The organism is Bacteroidota bacterium (genome assembly GCA_016195025.1).
Taxonomy (GTDB): domain Bacteria; phylum Bacteroidota; class Bacteroidia; order Palsa-948; family Palsa-948; genus Palsa-948.
Window position 1 is genome coordinate 88,786 of record JACQAL010000036.1, and the last position, 14,666, is coordinate 103,451.

Sequence of the window (14,666 nt, forward strand, 5' to 3'; positions counted from 1 at the left end):
TCAAAGGGATTTCTTCACTTCAGCCACATAAAAACTTTAGGATTGTTTTCAAGCATTCTGAACTTTTCTTTGCTCGAAGAAATGATTGCAATGAAATCAATCAGCGGAAGAATTCCAGCGCAGCCGCCAAGTGTGCCCACGTATACAAAAGGCATGTAAGGTTTTGTGCCGAGATAAATCCGGTGCAGTCCTAAGATTCCGAAGGGAAAAGGAAAAGATAATATGGACGCAATGAGCCGGTGTTTTTTTGCGGGAGAAGAATGCAAAGAAAGAGTATCGGAGGAAAAAAATTCTTGCCGGGGAAATTCATTATTAACAGAAGGATTAGCATTCAATACTATTATCATAGTAGAATCGCTTTCTTTTGCTTTTAAAAGAATACTAGGAAGAAGAAAAAAAAGCAAAAAGTATTTTTTCATAAAGCAAATATCGGAAGTATAAGGCAACTCTATTAATTGATTGTAAAAAAAAACATACCTTTGTTGCCGCTCAAACAACATTAACCAATTTATTATTAAAATGAAAAAACTTTTTACTTTCACAATCGCTCTCTTTTCTTTTGCAGGTTTTCTTTTTGCAGGTTCAACAATACCCGGTATTCCAAACGGAGAATTAGTTGCAAAAAATAATTTGCATCCGTATTCTTTATCACTGAATCTACCCGAACAAAATCTTTTTGCCAAAAAGCATGGCGGGCAAGCAAAAAATGCTTTTGGAGAAGGAACAATTGTTATTTCTGCCGGCTATGGTTTTGGAAACTTTACGCAGGCACTTTTTAGTTTCGCGAACTCTTTTGGCGGATACTCTTACAGCAGCATCGGCCCAATACACGGCAAATTTGAATATGGTTTGTCAGATAACATCGGAGTGGGACTCAGCATGAATTATATAGGAGCAAAAGCAAAATGGAATGATACCTATGACGTGTATAATTCAACAACGGGTAACTATGACACGTATCCCTGCACGAATGAGTGGGATTTTTCTTCCTTAAGTATTCTCGCACGATTTAATGTTCATTTTGCCACTACTGAAAAATTAGACCCTTATTGGGGAATTGGAGCCGGATACAGAAGTGGAAGTTGGAGTCAATCTTCTACTTGCCAAGGCGGAACAACTAGGGCATATCCCTCCTATCAACCTTTCGGCTTTGAAACCACCTTCGGGCTGCGCTATTATTTTACAGATAATATTGGTTTATATTCCGAAATAGGTTGGGCAAAAGCCGTCATTCAATTCGGTGTTGCGGTCAAACTCTGAAAAAAATTTCTGCCAGGAGGATTTAAGGCAGGTTCTTAAATCCTCTTATTATTTCATCCATATCCTCCTCATAGGTTGACTTCATATTCTCTGAAACCCCAATGATGATTTTGTAAAAAGAATTCTTTGCCCTGATGGCTGCCACTTTGTAAAACACTCCTGTTTCGCCCACGCTTCCGCGAATGTTTCCGAGCAAGGCATCGGCTCCGTTTATTTTTTCAGGATAATAATTAATGAGAACTCCATGCTCAAGTTTGGAAGCGAAACCTTCCGAAAATTTCTTGAAGAAGTTTTCAAGTGAAGATGAATCGTGCTTTTCATACACCAGAAGAAACAATTGTTCTTTCTCATTTTTATACTGAAGCAAAGCAGAAGAATCAATATTATCTGTTTTGGAAAGATAATCGGGAATGGAAATGCTGAATTTATCCGGAACGATTGTGGTAGTAAATTTCTGCGGCTCCGATTGCGAAAAAAATACAAGAAGTAAAACCGAAATGAAAATAAAAATTAAAAAGTATGGAAAATATTTTTTCAAAGCTTGGCTTTCACTTCCACCTGCTCGTAGCCCTCAATGATATCGCCCACCTGTATGTCATCGTAGCCCTCCACGCTCAGCCCGCATTCCTGCCCTGCTAAAACTTCTTTCACATCGTCCTTGAAACGTTTGAGCGAAGAGAGAGCGCCCGTGTGAATCACCACACCGTTTCGGATAACGCGAATTTTTGTGCTGCGGTTTATTTTTCCATCGAGCATTCTGCAACCTGCCACCGCGCCCACTTTTGTAATATGAAAAACTTCTTTCACTTCAATGTTGCACATAATTTTTTCTTCAAACTCAGGCGCAAGCATTCCTTCCATCGCGTCTTTCACTTCGTTGATGGCGTTGTAAATAATCGAGTAGAAGCGAATGTCAATCTGCTCCTGCTCTGCTAATTTTTTCGCGGAAGCAGAAGGACGAACATTGAAGCAGACAATAATCGCGTTGGAAGCGGAAGCGAGCAGCACATCCGAATCGGAAATCTGCCCGATGCCTTTGTGAATAATGTTGACGTGAATTTTAGGAGTGGAAAGTTTCAGCAGCGAATCTGAAAGCGCTTCCACCGAGCCGTCCACATCTCCTTTCACAATAATATTTAATTCCTGGAAATCTCCTATGGCAATACGCCTTCCGATTTCATCGAGCGTAATATGTTTCTTCGTGCGCAAAGATTGTTCGCGCTGCAACTGCATTCGCTTCGTTGCAATTTCTTTTGCCTGCCTTTCGTCATCCAGCGCGTTGAATTTATCTCCCGCCTGCGGTGCGCCATCCAATCCAAGAATTTGCGCGGGCATAGAAGGACCGGCTTCTTCCATTGCAGTTCCACGCTCGTTGAACAATGCTTTTATTTTTCCGCTGAAAGGTCCTGCTACAATCACATCGCCCACGCGAAGCGTTCCTGCTTTCACCAGAAGGGTTGCCACATATCCTCTTCCTTTGTCGAGTGAAGATTCCACAATGGTTCCAATCGCGTGCTTGTTAGGATTCGCTTTTAATTCTTTTACTTCCGCTTCGAGCAAAACTTTTTCCAAAAGAAGTTCCACATTCGTTCCTGCTTTTGCTGAAATTCCCTGGCACTGATATTTTCCTCCCCAATCTTCCACTAATAAATTCATCTGAGATAATTGCTCTTTCACTTTTTCAGGATTCGCTGCGGGCTTATCAATTTTTGTAATCGCGAACACAAGAGGAACGCCAGCGGCCTGCGCGTGATTAATCGCCTCCACCGTTTGCGGTTTCACTCCGTCATCTGCAGCAATTACAATGATGGCAACGTCTGTTACCTGCGCACCGCGCGCACGCATGGCGGTGAACGCTTCGTGGCCGGGCGTATCGAGGAACGTAATCTTTTTTCCGTTTTCGAGAACCACTCCGTAAGCGCCAATGTGCTGCGTGATTCCGCCTGCTTCGCCTGCAATCACGTTTGCTTTGCGCACGTAATCAAGCAAAGAAGTTTTTCCGTGGTCAACGTGTCCCATCACCGTTACAATTGGCGGGCGCGGCAGTAGATCTTCGGGCGTGTCGGTTTCTTCCGTAATATCTTCAAGCGCTTCGGCACTGATGAACTGAACCTGATAGCCGAATTCTTCCGCAATGAGTTTAATAGTTTCTGCATCCAATCGCTGATTAATGGAAACAAAAATTCCCAAGCTCATGCAGAAGGAAATAATATCGGTTGGCTGCAAATCCATCATCGTTGCCAGCTGGCTCACTGAAATAAATTCCGTCACTTTCAGAATTTGTGATTCTGCTTCTGCCTGCTGTGCTTCCTGTTCTAATTTTTCTCCGAGCGCTTCGCGTTTTAATTTTCTGTATTTGGCAGCGCGCGATTTTCCTGCCGTTCCGCTGAGGCGGGAAAGAGTTGCCTTAATTTGTGAATCTACTTCCTGCGAAGAAACTTCCGGGCGGATTTCACGTCTGCGTTTATCTTTTTTCCGCTGGAAGTGCAGGGGCTTTGACTCGTCTGCTTTTTTTCCTGCATCACTTGCGAAACGTGCATATTCGCCTTGCTGAACTTTTTGCTTCTTGATTCTTTTCTTTTTCTTTTTCTTATCAGCACCATCCTGTTCAACTTCTTTTTCTACCGGCAAATCAATTTTCCCGATTACAGTCGGGCCCTCAAGTTTCGAGAAAGTAGTTTTATACATCTCCGGTTCGGGAACGGGAATATGTTTTTCTTCTTTCCGCTCTGAAGATTTTTCTTTTTGCGCGTCTTCTTTTTTCTTTTTCGAAAAAGAATCCAAATCAATTTTCCCGACTTCTTTAATCTGGAACTCCTGCGGTTTGGGCGCACGAATCACATCTTCACTTGCGTTGCGGATGACGAGTTCATCTTCTTCGCGCTTGCGCATGGTACGCTCGGAAATGGAAGAAGTATCTTCCACCGTCAGCGTTTTTCTTTTTTCTTTTTCCTCGTGAATGCGTTTGGATTCTTCTTTATCTTTTTTATCGGAAACAAAACCTTCCAGCACGAGTTCGTACAACTCGGCAGAAAGTTTTGCGTTCGGATTCACTTCGATTGCCTGCCCTTTGCTTTTCAAATAATCGGCAATGGTGGCAACGCTCACGTTGAGTTCCTTCGCAACTTTGCTTAATCTATGTACTACTGCGTCTGACATGTTTTTGATTGGAAGGTCGGAATGTTGGAAGGATGGATTTAACAGCCATCCAATCTTCCATCATTCCATTCTTCCTTGTATTTATTCAAATTCTGCTCTTAAAATTTTCTTCACTTCATTTACGGTTTCTTCTTCGAGTTCGGTGCGCTTAACCAAATCCTCATTGCTAAGTTCGAGAACTGATTTCGCAGTATCGCATCCGATTTTTTTCAACTCGTCAATAATCCATTCTTCAATGTCCTCTGCGAATTCATCGAGTTCCACATCTTCAATTTCTTCTTCCACATCGCGGTAAACATCAATTTCATAACCGGTAAGTTTTCCCGCAAGGCGAATGTTGTGTCCGCCTTTTCCGATGGCGAGAGAAATCTGGTCGGGCTTGAGATAAACTTCCGCGCGTTTCTTTTCATCGTCTAATTTTACAGATGTGATTTTCGCAGGGCTCAGCGCACGCTGAATGAAAAGTTGCGAGTTGGTTGTGTAATTAATAACGTCAATGTTTTCATTTTTCAGTTCGCGGACAATTCCGTGAATGCGCGAACCTTTCATTCCCACGCAGGCGCCAACGGGGTCAATGCGGTCATCGTAACTTTCAACGGCAACTTTTGCGCGCTCGCCCGGCTCGCGGACAATTCTTTTGATTGTAATGAGTCCGTCAAAAATTTCCGGCACTTCGAGTTCAAATAATCTTTCCAGGAAAGACGGAGAAGTTCTTGAAAGGACGATGAGCGGGCTGTTGTTTTTCATTTCCACGCGTGCAATCACAGCGCGGATGGTATCGCCTTTTTTGAAAAAGTCGCTGGGGATTTGTTCCATCTTCGGCATGATGAGTTCGTTTCCTTCGTCATCGAGCACGAGCATTTCGCGTTTCCAGATTTGATAAACTTCACCCGTAATGATTTCCCCGATTCTGTCTTTGTACTTATTATATACTGCGTCTTTTTCCAAATCCAAAACTCTTCCAATTAAATTCTGGCGAATGGTGAGAATCGCTCTGCGACCAAAGTCATCAAGTTTTACTTCCTGCGCAACGTCTTCATCTAGATTAAAATCTTTGTCAATCTTGCGCGCGTCAGTGAGTGAAATATGTTTGTTCGGGTCATAATCGAAACTGTCTTCGGCAAATTCATCGTCCACAATTTTCCGGTTATGCCAGATTTCGGGCTTGCCCTTGTCGTTCACAATCACGTCAAAGTTTTCGTCAGAGCCGTATTTCTTTTTGATGATTCCTCTGAACACATCTTCGAGAATGCTGATGAGCGTTACGCGGTCAATGTTTTTTACTTCCTTGAAATCCGAAAACGACTCTATCAGGTTTGCGATGTCTGCTTTTTTTTCTGCTGTTTTAGTAGCCATTGTTTGTGTATTTAAGTTGTGCGATTAGAAAAGAAAAGGGGGACTTTGTCAATCCCCCTTTTCAAATTCATATCTGACGCAAATATAAATATAAATTCAATACGCAAAAAAAAAAATTCATAGGGAAGATATGGCTTTTGTTATTTTTACGCATGATTTTTCGGAAAATTTCCTTCCTTATTATACTACTATTTTCCGCAAAGTGTTATTCGCAAATTCAAACCACTTCCGATACTTCAAAAATGGATACTATTTTCTTTTTGAACGGTGAAGTGAAGGCGGTTAAGGTGGTGGATACCGTTTATCACCTGATTAGATTTCTTCCTGAAAAAAGAAGAAAGAAACCTCACGTGATGGACGTGGAAAAAGATCGGGTTTTTTCCCTGAAGTTTTCTGATGGAGCGGAACGCATTATGTATTTTCATGATTCGGCAATTGGAAATGTATTTTCCGTTCTTGAAGCGAAAATGTTCATGCTTGGAGAACGCGAAGCAGATGTGCATTACCGGAATAAATGGCCGTTCGTGATTGGGTTTGCCATGGGCGCAGTGTCTCCTATTTCAATTCCCAATGCTGTTGCTCTTTCACCCATTTTGCCTGCAGTAACGCCCTTGCATACAAAACTTCCCACGATAAAAATAAATACAGATAAAATTGAGAATAAAAATTACCTGCAGTACGATACTTACCTTATGGGTTATGAAAAAGTAGCACGGAAGAGAAATTTTATGAATTCTGTTTTGGGAGCGGGCATTGGGCTTGCAATAGGTTTTGGCACATGGGCTGTATCTGACGAAACTTGGAATTCATTAGGCATTGAAACAAATATTCCTTCTCTTCCTAAAACGTCTCCGCTGGGAGATAAGTTAAAAACTTTTGCTAAGAAAAATTTCATTTATGGAATTTGGCTGGGAGAAGTCGGATGTTCAATTGGGATTAGCACATTGCATTACAAACATCGAACTAAAAAATTGAAAAGTGAAAATTAGAACATGGATCGATTTTTTTCTTTATTCCAATTTATTTATTTCGCTCTGCGCTGCTGCGATAACTATAGAAACTTATTTGCTGATTTATTCTGAAATAAATTGGATGTATGTTTCGTTTACTTTTTTTTCCACGCTCGTGTTTTATGATTTTCCTAGTTTGTTTTTTGCGAAGGAAGCATTTTCATCGGAAGAATCGGAGCGGCACAGCTGGATCAATGAAAATAAAAAAGTTCTTGGAATTTTTTTAGCGCTCGGGCTGATTGGAGTTGCTTCAACTATTTTCTTTTTTCCTTTTAAATTTATATTGAGTTTTATTCCAACGGCAACAGTTGCCTTCGCTTATTTTTTTCCCCAAACTCATTTGCGCAGTATTGCCGGATTGAAAGCGGGAGTGATTGCTTTTGTATGGACTGCGGTTACTTGCATTTATCCTCTGTTGCTTCACGCTTTGCCGCGCCACGATTTGGATATTTTATTTTACGGCTATCACGGCTTGCTGATGGCGCAGCGGTTTTTTTTCATCCTGCCGCTTTGCATCATCTTTAATGTGCGCGATATGGAGGCGGATAAAACCGCTGGTGTTCGTACGCTTCCGCTGGCTTACGGAATAAAAGCAACAAAAATTATTTGCCTGGTTTCACTTTTTTTATTTACTGCATTTCTTCGTTTCCTTTTTGGGAAAATTGAAATCGCTTTGATTATTTCCGCAATTGTTGCTGCAATTTTTATTTTACGAACTTCTAAATCCAGCTCGGAATATTTTTATTCTCTTTGGATTGACGGAATGATTTTGTTGCAGGCGGGGTTAGTGGAGGTAGCGGTGAGATTATAGTTTATTTAACTCTTCCGAAATTATTTTCCCTACTCTCCTCAAATCATTTTCGCTATGCGCCTCGCTTACAAAACCAACTTCATATCCTGAAGGCCCAAGATAAATTCCTCGTTCTAAAAGTTCGTGGTAAAGTTTTCTGAAATGTTGCATGGAGTTAGCGTCAATTTCTTCTGCGTTTTGAATTTTTTGTTTATCGGTAAAGGCAAACCAGAATATTGAACCGATAGAAAAAAGTTTGACGTTAGATGTTAGAGGTTGGATGTTGGAAATAAATTGTTTTGTTTTCTTTTCCAATCTTTCGTAAAAATCTTTTTTCAAACACTCTTTCAACTGCGCAATTCCTGCTGCCATCGCAACAGGATTTCCGCTAAGTGTTCCTGCCTGATACACATCTCCATCAGGAGAAATCTTGCTCATGATTTCCGTGCTCGCACCATATGCGCCCACTGGTAAGCCGCCACCGATAATTTTTCCATAAGTGATGATATCGGGTTTAATATTGTAATATCCTGCAGCACCAGTAAATCCGATTCTGAATCCAGAAATCACTTCGTCAAAAATTAAAAGCGATTTATTTTCTGTGCAGATATCTCTGAGGAATTGCAAATAAGATTTATCCTGCAGGAGCAAACCATTGTTTGCCGGAATCGGTTCAATGATAATGCAGGCAATTTCGTTTTTAAATTTTATGAATGCTTCCTTCACCGCTTTTTTATTATTCAGCGGACAGACGATGGTTTCATTCACAAATGCTTCAGGAACTCCATCTGAGGAAGTATTTCCGAAAGTCACGAGACCTGAACCTGCTTTCACCAGCAATGAATCCGCATGTCCGTGATAACATCCTTCGAACTTCAGAATTTTATTTCTCGTTGTAAATCCTCTCGCCAAACGTATCGCGCTCATCACCGCTTCTGTTCCTGAACTTACGAACCGAATTTTCTCTATAAACGGAATATTTTTCAGAATAAGTTCCGCCAATTTATTTTCCAGTTCCGTTGGCGCACCGAATGAACTTCCTTTCTTTGTAGTTTCAATAATTGCTTTCACCACTTTGGGATTTGCGTGTCCAAGAATCAGCGGTCCCCACGAACAGCAGAAGTCAATGTATTTATTTCCGTCCGCATCCCAGACGTATGCGCCTTTTCCGCGCTCGATAAATAATGGAGTTCCTCCCACCGAGCGGAATGCGCGTACGGGAGAGTTGACTCCTCCCGGAAAAAAAGTTTTCGCTTTCTCAAAAAGTTTTTCGGATTTCTTTTTCTTCATAGGTGAGTGCAAAGATATATCTTTGGTCGTCATTGCGAGGGAGGAACGACCGAAGCAATCTCCCAGAGATTTCTATGAGATTGCTTCCAACTTCGCTATGCTCGTTGTCGCAATGACGGGGCAAAATATGAAATACGAAAACACACTCCGGTTTGCCAAAGTGCTGGATAAAAAAGACCCGCTGAAAAAATTCCGGATGAAGTTTTTATTTCCGAAACACAAGGGGAAAGAGGTAATTTATTTCACAGGCAATTCTCTCGGACTTCAGCCAAAGACAACTTCGAAATATATTCAGCAGGAATTAAACGACTGGCAGAAGTTTGGCGTAGAGGGACATTTCAAGGCGAAGAACCCCTGGTTTTCTTATCATGAAATATTAGCAGAACCGCTTTCGAAAATCGTTGGCACAAAACCAAGCGAAGTTGTTGCGATGAATCAACTCACAAGCAATATTCATTTTTTGTTTGTTTCATTTTATCGTCCGACAAAAGAGCGTTATAAAATTATATGCGAAGCAAAAGCATTTCCATCCGACCAGTATGCGCTCGAATCACAAGTGAAGTTTCACGGATATAATCCTGAAAATGCAATCATCGAAGTTTCCCCAAGAGCAGGCGAGCATTGCATCCGCCACGAAGATATTTTATCCGCTATTGAAAAAAATAAAAATGAACTCGCTCTTGTTTTCATAGGAGGAGTGAATTATTATTCGGGACAAGTGTTCGGTATGAAATCAATTACGGATGCCGGGCACAATGCAGGTGTAATGGTTGGTTTTGATCTGGCACACGCTGCAGGAAATATTAAATTAAATCTTCACGATTGGAAAATTGATTTCGCTTGCTGGTGTTCCTATAAATATCTGAACTCATTTGCAGGAAGTGTTGGCGGGGTTTTCATTCACGAAAAACACCACGATAAAAATTTACCGATGTTCTCGGGCTGGTGGGGATATAATAAAGAAAGACGATTCAAAATGGAAAAAACTTTTGTGCCGATTCCCACAGCCGAAGCATGGCAGGTGAGCAACGCGCCCATTTTGTCTATGGCTGCGCACAAAGCATCGCTCGATATTTTTTCAGAAGCGGGAATGGAAAAATTAATTTCGAAAAGTGAAAAGCTGACGGAATATTTAGCATTTATTATCCATGCAGTTAATGAAAACATTCCACAGCATTCTGCTTTGGAAATAATTACTCCCGAAGAAAGAGGATGTCAATTATCTATCATCGCGCATGGAAGAGGGAAAGAATTACACAACAAGTTGATGAATGCCGGTGTCATTTCAGACTGGCGCGAACCGAATGTTATTCGTATTGCACCTGTTCCGTTGTATAATTCGTTTGAAGATGTTTTCAGGTTTGGAGAAATATTAAAAAAGTCGCTGTGAAAAAATTAAAAAAGTTCTTGAAATATTTTTTCATTACAATTCTTCTTTTGGCTGTAATTTTTTTCTCGCTCGGAATTATTTTTTCAACTATCACCTATGAAAGTAAAGTCAACGTAAACAAACCCGTTGAAACTTCTTTCGGAGTTTTTACAAATGCAATGAAACTTTCCGACTGGGTGATTGGCTTGAAAGGAATCGGATGGATTAGCGGTGGGCAGAATGAAATCGGCAGCAAATGGATTTTTATTGTCACACAGCACGGCTCGGATTATAAACTCACGCAAACACTGAAAGAATTTAAGAAGAACGAATTGTTTGTGACGAATGCCGACAACGAATTATTTACCGATGATGTGGAAGTAAAATTTATTCCGAATGGAACTTCTACCGACATTGTTGCGACCTCTCATCTCAGCGGAAAAAATATTTTCTGGAAATCTGCTTTCGTTTGTGCTCAATCTCTTCTTAGAAAACAAGATCAGGAAATGTATAACAAACTGAAGGAAGTAATCGAAAAAGAAAATTAAATTTTCTCGTTCGCAGGACAATTTGCACAACCCGAAGATTTTTTTCGGAAGAAAGTAAGATAAGCGCGGTATCCGAGATAGAAGATCGCAGATGCAAGGATGAGATATACGATTGCCTGTTGCATATTTCAAATCTACTAACTTTACGCGAAATAATTTCTACCCTTTATTAGGTATTTGCGATGATTACTGTTGAAACTCCCATAAAATTTGACAGAAAAAATTATTCAGATGAAATTCTTCTTTCGCTCTATAGGGAATTACTCAAGCCGAGAATGATTGAAGAAAAAATGCTAGTGCTTCTGCGGCAGGGAAAAATTACAAAATGGTTTTCCGGAATAGGACAGGAGGCAAGTTCGGTGGGCGCTGCGATGGCGCTTGCGCGCGATGAATATATTTTACCGATGCACCGCAATCTTGGAACATTTACCGTGAGAGGAATTCCATTCGAAAAATTATTCGCTCAGTTCCAGGGAAAAAAATCAGGATTCACGAAAGGGCGCGATAGAAGTTTTCATTTCGGCACACAGGAATATAAAATCGTGGGAATGATTTCTCATCTCGGCCCGCAGATGGGAGTTGCCGATGGAATTGCGCTCGGACATTTACTGAAGAAGGAGAAAAAAGTTACGCTCGTTTACACAGGCGATGGCGGAACTTCCGAAGGAGATTTTCACGAGAGCATTAATGTTGCCGCTGTTTGGGACTTGCCGGTGATTTTCGCTATAGAAAATAACGGCTATGGACTTTCAACTCCTTCGTCAGAACAATTCAAGTGCAAACAATTTATTGATAAAGCCATTGGCTACGGAATCGAAGCGGTGCAGGTGGATGGAAATAATATTATGGAAGTTTATGATACGGTAAAAAATATTTCTGAATCCATCCGAAAAAATCCACGACCAATTTTGCTGGAGTGCATTACGTTTAGAATGCGCGGCCACGAAGAAGCATCCGGCACAAAATATATTGACCCGAAACTTTTTGAAGAGTGGGGAAGAAAAGATCCAATTTCGAATTATGAAAATTATTTGCTCGAAGAAAAAATCCTGGATGAAGAAAAAATTTCTGAATACAAAAAAGAAATCAAAAAAGAAATTGAAGAAGGAATTGAAATTGCATTCGGAGAAAAAAATATTGAACCTGATACGGAAGAAGAAGTAAGAGATTTGTTTGCTGTTTCTCCTGTTCAAGAAATATCAGCGAATGAAAACTCGGAACCGAAATCAGAAAAACGTTTGATAGATGCCATCTCCGATGGACTTCGTTTAGCTATGAGAAAACATTCCAATCTTGTTTTGATGGGACAAGACATTGCAGAATATGGAGGAGTTTTCAAAATCACGGATGGCTTTGTAAAAGAATTCGGGAAAGAAAGAGTGCGCAACACTCCGCTATGCGAAAGCGCGATTCTCGGTGCTGCGCTCGGACTTTCCATCAACGGAATGAAAGCAATGGTGGAAATGCAATTTGCAGATTTTGTTTCGGAAGGAATGACACAAATCTGTAACAACCTCGCGAAAGCACATTGGCGATGGGGACAAAGGGCGGATGTTGTTGTAAGAATGCCAACTGGAGCCGGTGTTGCTGCAGGTCCATTTCATTCTCAATCGAACGAAGCGTGGTTCTTTCATATTCCCGGATTGAAAATAGTTTATCCCGCTTTTCCCGCTGACGCGAAAGGGCTTTTGCTTTCTGCATTTGAAGATGCAAATCCGGTAATGTTTTTCGAACACAAAGCCCTGTATAGAAGCATTACCGGAAATGTTCCGGAAGATTATTATACAATTCCAATCGGCAAAGCAAAAATCCTGAAAGAGGGAAGTGCGGCAACAATTATCACCTACGGAATGGGAGTTCATTGGGCTTTGGAAATTATCGAAAAAAATAATTTACAGGATGTTGAACTCATTGACCTGCGCTCACTCGCACCGTTGGATACAGAAACTATTTTTACAAGCGTAAAAAAAACCGGAAGAGCAATCATTCTTCACGAAGACACGCTCACCGGAGGAATTGGTGGAGAAATTTCTGCACTTATCACCGAAAACTGTTTTGAATATTTGGACGCGCCTGTTATGCGCTGCGGTTCGCTGGATACGCCTGTTCCTTTTACAGAGACGTTGGAGAAAAACTTTTTGCCGAAAGAAAGGTTTGAAAAAAAAATTTTGGAGTTGCTGCAGTATTAATTCTTATCTCAGAATTTTCCGTACGAAAGCAACTGTGAAATACGACATCATCACTACACCCATCCAACCTTCTATGGGAGCCAGCCAGTGAATAACGCCAACCGGAAGGCAATCTCCATAGCCAATGGTAAGAAAAGTAATGGCGCTGTAATAAAATGATTGGAGAAAATAAGAGAGCGATGCGTTATCGGCTCCGCTGCAGGAAATCCCCGCATACATAATTTGCGGAAGAACGCAATACAATGTGCTGAAGCCAACATAAACGAAAATCATACTTACGAGAACGCGCACAGGGTCGGTTGCGTAGCGCCCCATTTTATCGAACACAAGCCATTTGAAAAAATAAATCGGGTATGCCCATGCAGCGTTCATTTTATTTTTTTTCACTTCCGCCTGCAGCAGCGATTTTTGTTCGCAGCGCATGTATTCCACGTACGATTTATCTTCATCGAGGTATTGCCCCACCGCATGAAATTCTTCTTTCAGAATACGGAACTGTTCCCCTTTCTGCAGAAGGGAAGTGTCGGTTTGATTATAAATGGTGCGCTTTACATGATTTTTTTTCCAGTCAATATTAATTCGTCCGAGATTTTTTATTCCTGAAAAATTAAACTGCTGAATGGGAGTGGAATCATCCCCTGGAATTAAATCAACGATGTCGCGCAAAACAGAATCGTGAAGGTTAAGCGAAGCACATTGGTTAAACCGAAAATCGAAATGCGAATTCATCCGGCAGGACTGAAGATTTATGCCAGCCGATTTGGCTCTGTAAAAATTTACTTTGTCGGCATAAAAATCACAGTTCTCAAAGGAGATTTCATTCGAACCGAAATCGGCTTCCTCAAAACTGATGTCGCCTTTTCCAAAAACAGATGAACGAAAACTTGTTTTGGAATTATTGAACTCCGCTCCTTCAAATGAAACATCGCCATCGCCCCACTGCACGCGCTTGAAATCCACGCGGTCACCCAGGAATTCCACCGCTTTGAAATCAATTTTGCCCGCACCGAAAACAGATTTCTCGAAGGATACATTGCCGGAAAATTTCGCATAGCGGAAATCGGAAACACCTTCGCCCCATGTGACGGATTGAAAATCGGCATCGCCCCCGAATTTTGTGTTTACAAAAAGCACATCGCCCGCGCCAAAATGTGTGAAGCGAAACCCGGAATTGCCCGCTCCAAACTCCGCGAAACGAAAATCCACTGTTCCTTCTCCGAAGCGCGAGCGCCTGAAACTCACCGCGCCTTCTCCGAGTTTCGCATGGCTGAAATTAATAGTACCGTTTCCGAAAACAGATTCTTCGAAAAATATTTTTGAGTTTTCAAAAACAGCGTGCGAGAAATCCACTTCCACATCGCAGTCGAAGAAAGAATTTTTTGCAGAAAAAATTTTCAGGTGCACAGGATGCATTTCGGAAAGCGCCCGCTGTTTGCGGAATTCTCCCAGGGAAAAATTCTGCACATAACATTCGTTCAGATTAACCGGCTGTCCGTTCTCCATTTTTTCATACAACTCTCCGGCAGAAACAAAGCCGAATTCTTTTGTTTCTTTTTTTCTTCCTTTGGCATCAAAAAAATCTATCTGCGCGGTTTTGGAAAATTCTGTTCCGCTTGAAGAAATAAATTTTTTTTCAAGAAGTGTTACCTTGAAATCATTCAGTTCCGGCTCGGGCTTGTGGAGAAGGATTTCCAT

12 protein-coding genes are annotated in these 14,666 nt (G+C 41.2%); 6 read left to right on the top strand and 6 right to left on the bottom strand.

Annotated features, from left to right (window positions below; all coding sequences use genetic code 11):
* Positions 1–14: 14 nt before the first annotated feature.
* Positions 15–419 carry a TM2 domain-containing protein gene (locus tag HY063_06860; protein ID MBI3501496.1) on the bottom strand — a complete coding sequence of 135 codons (405 nt, stop codon included), beginning with the start codon at positions 417–419 and terminating at the stop codon, positions 15–17.
* Positions 420–519: 100 nt separating this feature from the next.
* Between HY063_06860 and HY063_06865 the strand changes: the two genes are divergently transcribed.
* Positions 520–1,260 (top strand): hypothetical protein, encoded by a 741-nt coding sequence (locus HY063_06865; protein ID MBI3501497.1) that lies wholly within the window; start codon positions 520–522, stop codon positions 1,258–1,260.
* Positions 1,261–1,282: 22 nt separating this feature from the next.
* On the opposite strand, the gene HY063_06870 is transcribed toward HY063_06865, so the two are convergent.
* The 3 genes from HY063_06870 to nusA all read right to left on the bottom strand — a co-directional run bounded on the left by HY063_06870 (position 1,283) and on the right by nusA (position 5,775).
* Positions 1,283–1,798 (bottom strand): hypothetical protein, encoded by a 516-nt coding sequence (locus tag HY063_06870; GenBank protein ID MBI3501498.1) that lies wholly within the window; start codon positions 1,796–1,798, stop codon positions 1,283–1,285.
* Complete coding sequence (gene infB, locus HY063_06875; protein MBI3501499.1) at positions 1,795–4,419, bottom strand: translation initiation factor IF-2; 2,625 nt, start codon at positions 4,417–4,419, stop codon at positions 1,795–1,797. Before infB ends, HY063_06870 begins: the two co-directional genes overlap by 4 nt.
* An 81-nt stretch (positions 4,420–4,500) precedes the next feature.
* Positions 4,501–5,775, bottom strand: a complete 1,275-nt coding sequence (gene nusA / locus HY063_06880) for a transcription termination/antitermination protein NusA (protein ID MBI3501500.1) — start codon at positions 5,773–5,775, stop codon at positions 4,501–4,503.
* A 152-nt stretch (positions 5,776–5,927) separates the two neighbouring features.
* On the opposite strand from nusA, the gene HY063_06885 reads away from it, so the two are divergent.
* Both HY063_06885 and HY063_06890 read left to right on the top strand, forming a co-directional pair.
* The gene (locus tag HY063_06885) at positions 5,928–6,764 is read left to right on the top strand and encodes a hypothetical protein (GenBank protein MBI3501501.1); all 837 of its coding nucleotides are present in this window, start codon (positions 5,928–5,930) and stop codon (positions 6,762–6,764) included.
* Complete coding sequence (locus tag HY063_06890; GenBank protein ID MBI3501502.1) at positions 6,754–7,596, top strand: UbiA family prenyltransferase; 843 nt, start codon at positions 6,754–6,756, stop codon at positions 7,594–7,596. Before HY063_06885 ends, HY063_06890 begins: the two co-directional genes overlap by 11 nt.
* On the opposite strand, the gene hemL is transcribed toward HY063_06890, so the two are convergent.
* Positions 7,591–8,898, bottom strand: coding sequence for a glutamate-1-semialdehyde 2,1-aminomutase (gene hemL, locus HY063_06895; protein ID MBI3501503.1), 1,308 nt, complete (start codon positions 8,896–8,898; stop codon positions 7,591–7,593). The genes HY063_06890 and hemL overlap by 6 nt on opposite strands.
* A gap of 94 nt (positions 8,899–8,992) precedes the next feature.
* Between hemL and kynU the strand changes: the two genes are divergently transcribed.
* From kynU to HY063_06910, 3 genes are all read left to right on the top strand, one after another.
* Positions 8,993–10,255 carry a kynureninase gene (gene kynU, locus HY063_06900; GenBank protein MBI3501504.1) on the top strand — a complete coding sequence of 421 codons (1,263 nt, stop codon included), beginning with the start codon at positions 8,993–8,995 and terminating at the stop codon, positions 10,253–10,255.
* Entirely contained in the window at positions 10,252–10,782 is a 531-nt protein-coding gene (locus HY063_06905) for a hypothetical protein (protein ID MBI3501505.1), read from the top strand. Before kynU ends, HY063_06905 begins: the two co-directional genes overlap by 4 nt.
* A 182-nt stretch (positions 10,783–10,964) precedes the next feature.
* Positions 10,965–12,971 (top strand): dehydrogenase E1 component subunit alpha/beta, encoded by a 2,007-nt coding sequence (locus tag HY063_06910; GenBank protein MBI3501506.1) that lies wholly within the window; start codon positions 10,965–10,967, stop codon positions 12,969–12,971.
* Positions 12,972–12,974: 3 nt separating this feature from the next.
* Here the strand turns inward: HY063_06910 and HY063_06915 are convergent, their stop codons facing one another.
* Complete coding sequence (locus HY063_06915; protein MBI3501507.1) at positions 12,975–14,666, bottom strand: potassium channel family protein; 1,692 nt, start codon at positions 14,664–14,666, stop codon at positions 12,975–12,977.

Excerpts from the sequence above, each read along its gene's own strand:
- HY063_06860 (MBI3501496.1), bottom strand. The coding sequence starts at position 419 with ATGAAAAAATACTTTTTGCTTTTTTTTCTTCTTCCTAGTATTCTTTTA.
- HY063_06865 (MBI3501497.1), top strand. The coding sequence starts at position 520 with ATGAAAAAACTTTTTACTTTCACAATCGCTCTCTTTTCTTTTGCAGGT.
- infB (MBI3501499.1), bottom strand. The coding sequence starts at position 4,419 with ATGTCAGACGCAGTAGTACATAGATTAAGCAAAGTTGCGAAGGAACTC.
- nusA (MBI3501500.1), bottom strand. The coding sequence starts at position 5,775 with ATGGCTACTAAAACAGCAGAAAAAAAAGCAGACATCGCAAACCTGATA.
- HY063_06885 (MBI3501501.1), top strand. The coding sequence starts at position 5,928 with ATGATTTTTCGGAAAATTTCCTTCCTTATTATACTACTATTTTCCGCA.
- hemL (MBI3501503.1), bottom strand. The coding sequence starts at position 8,898 with ATGACGACCAAAGATATATCTTTGCACTCACCTATGAAGAAAAAGAAA.
- kynU (MBI3501504.1), top strand. The coding sequence starts at position 8,993 with ATGAAATACGAAAACACACTCCGGTTTGCCAAAGTGCTGGATAAAAAA.
- HY063_06910 (MBI3501506.1), top strand. The coding sequence starts at position 10,965 with ATGATTACTGTTGAAACTCCCATAAAATTTGACAGAAAAAATTATTCA.
- HY063_06915 (MBI3501507.1), bottom strand. The coding sequence starts at position 14,666 with ATGGAAATCCTTCTCCACAAGCCCGAGCCGGAACTGAATGATTTCAAG.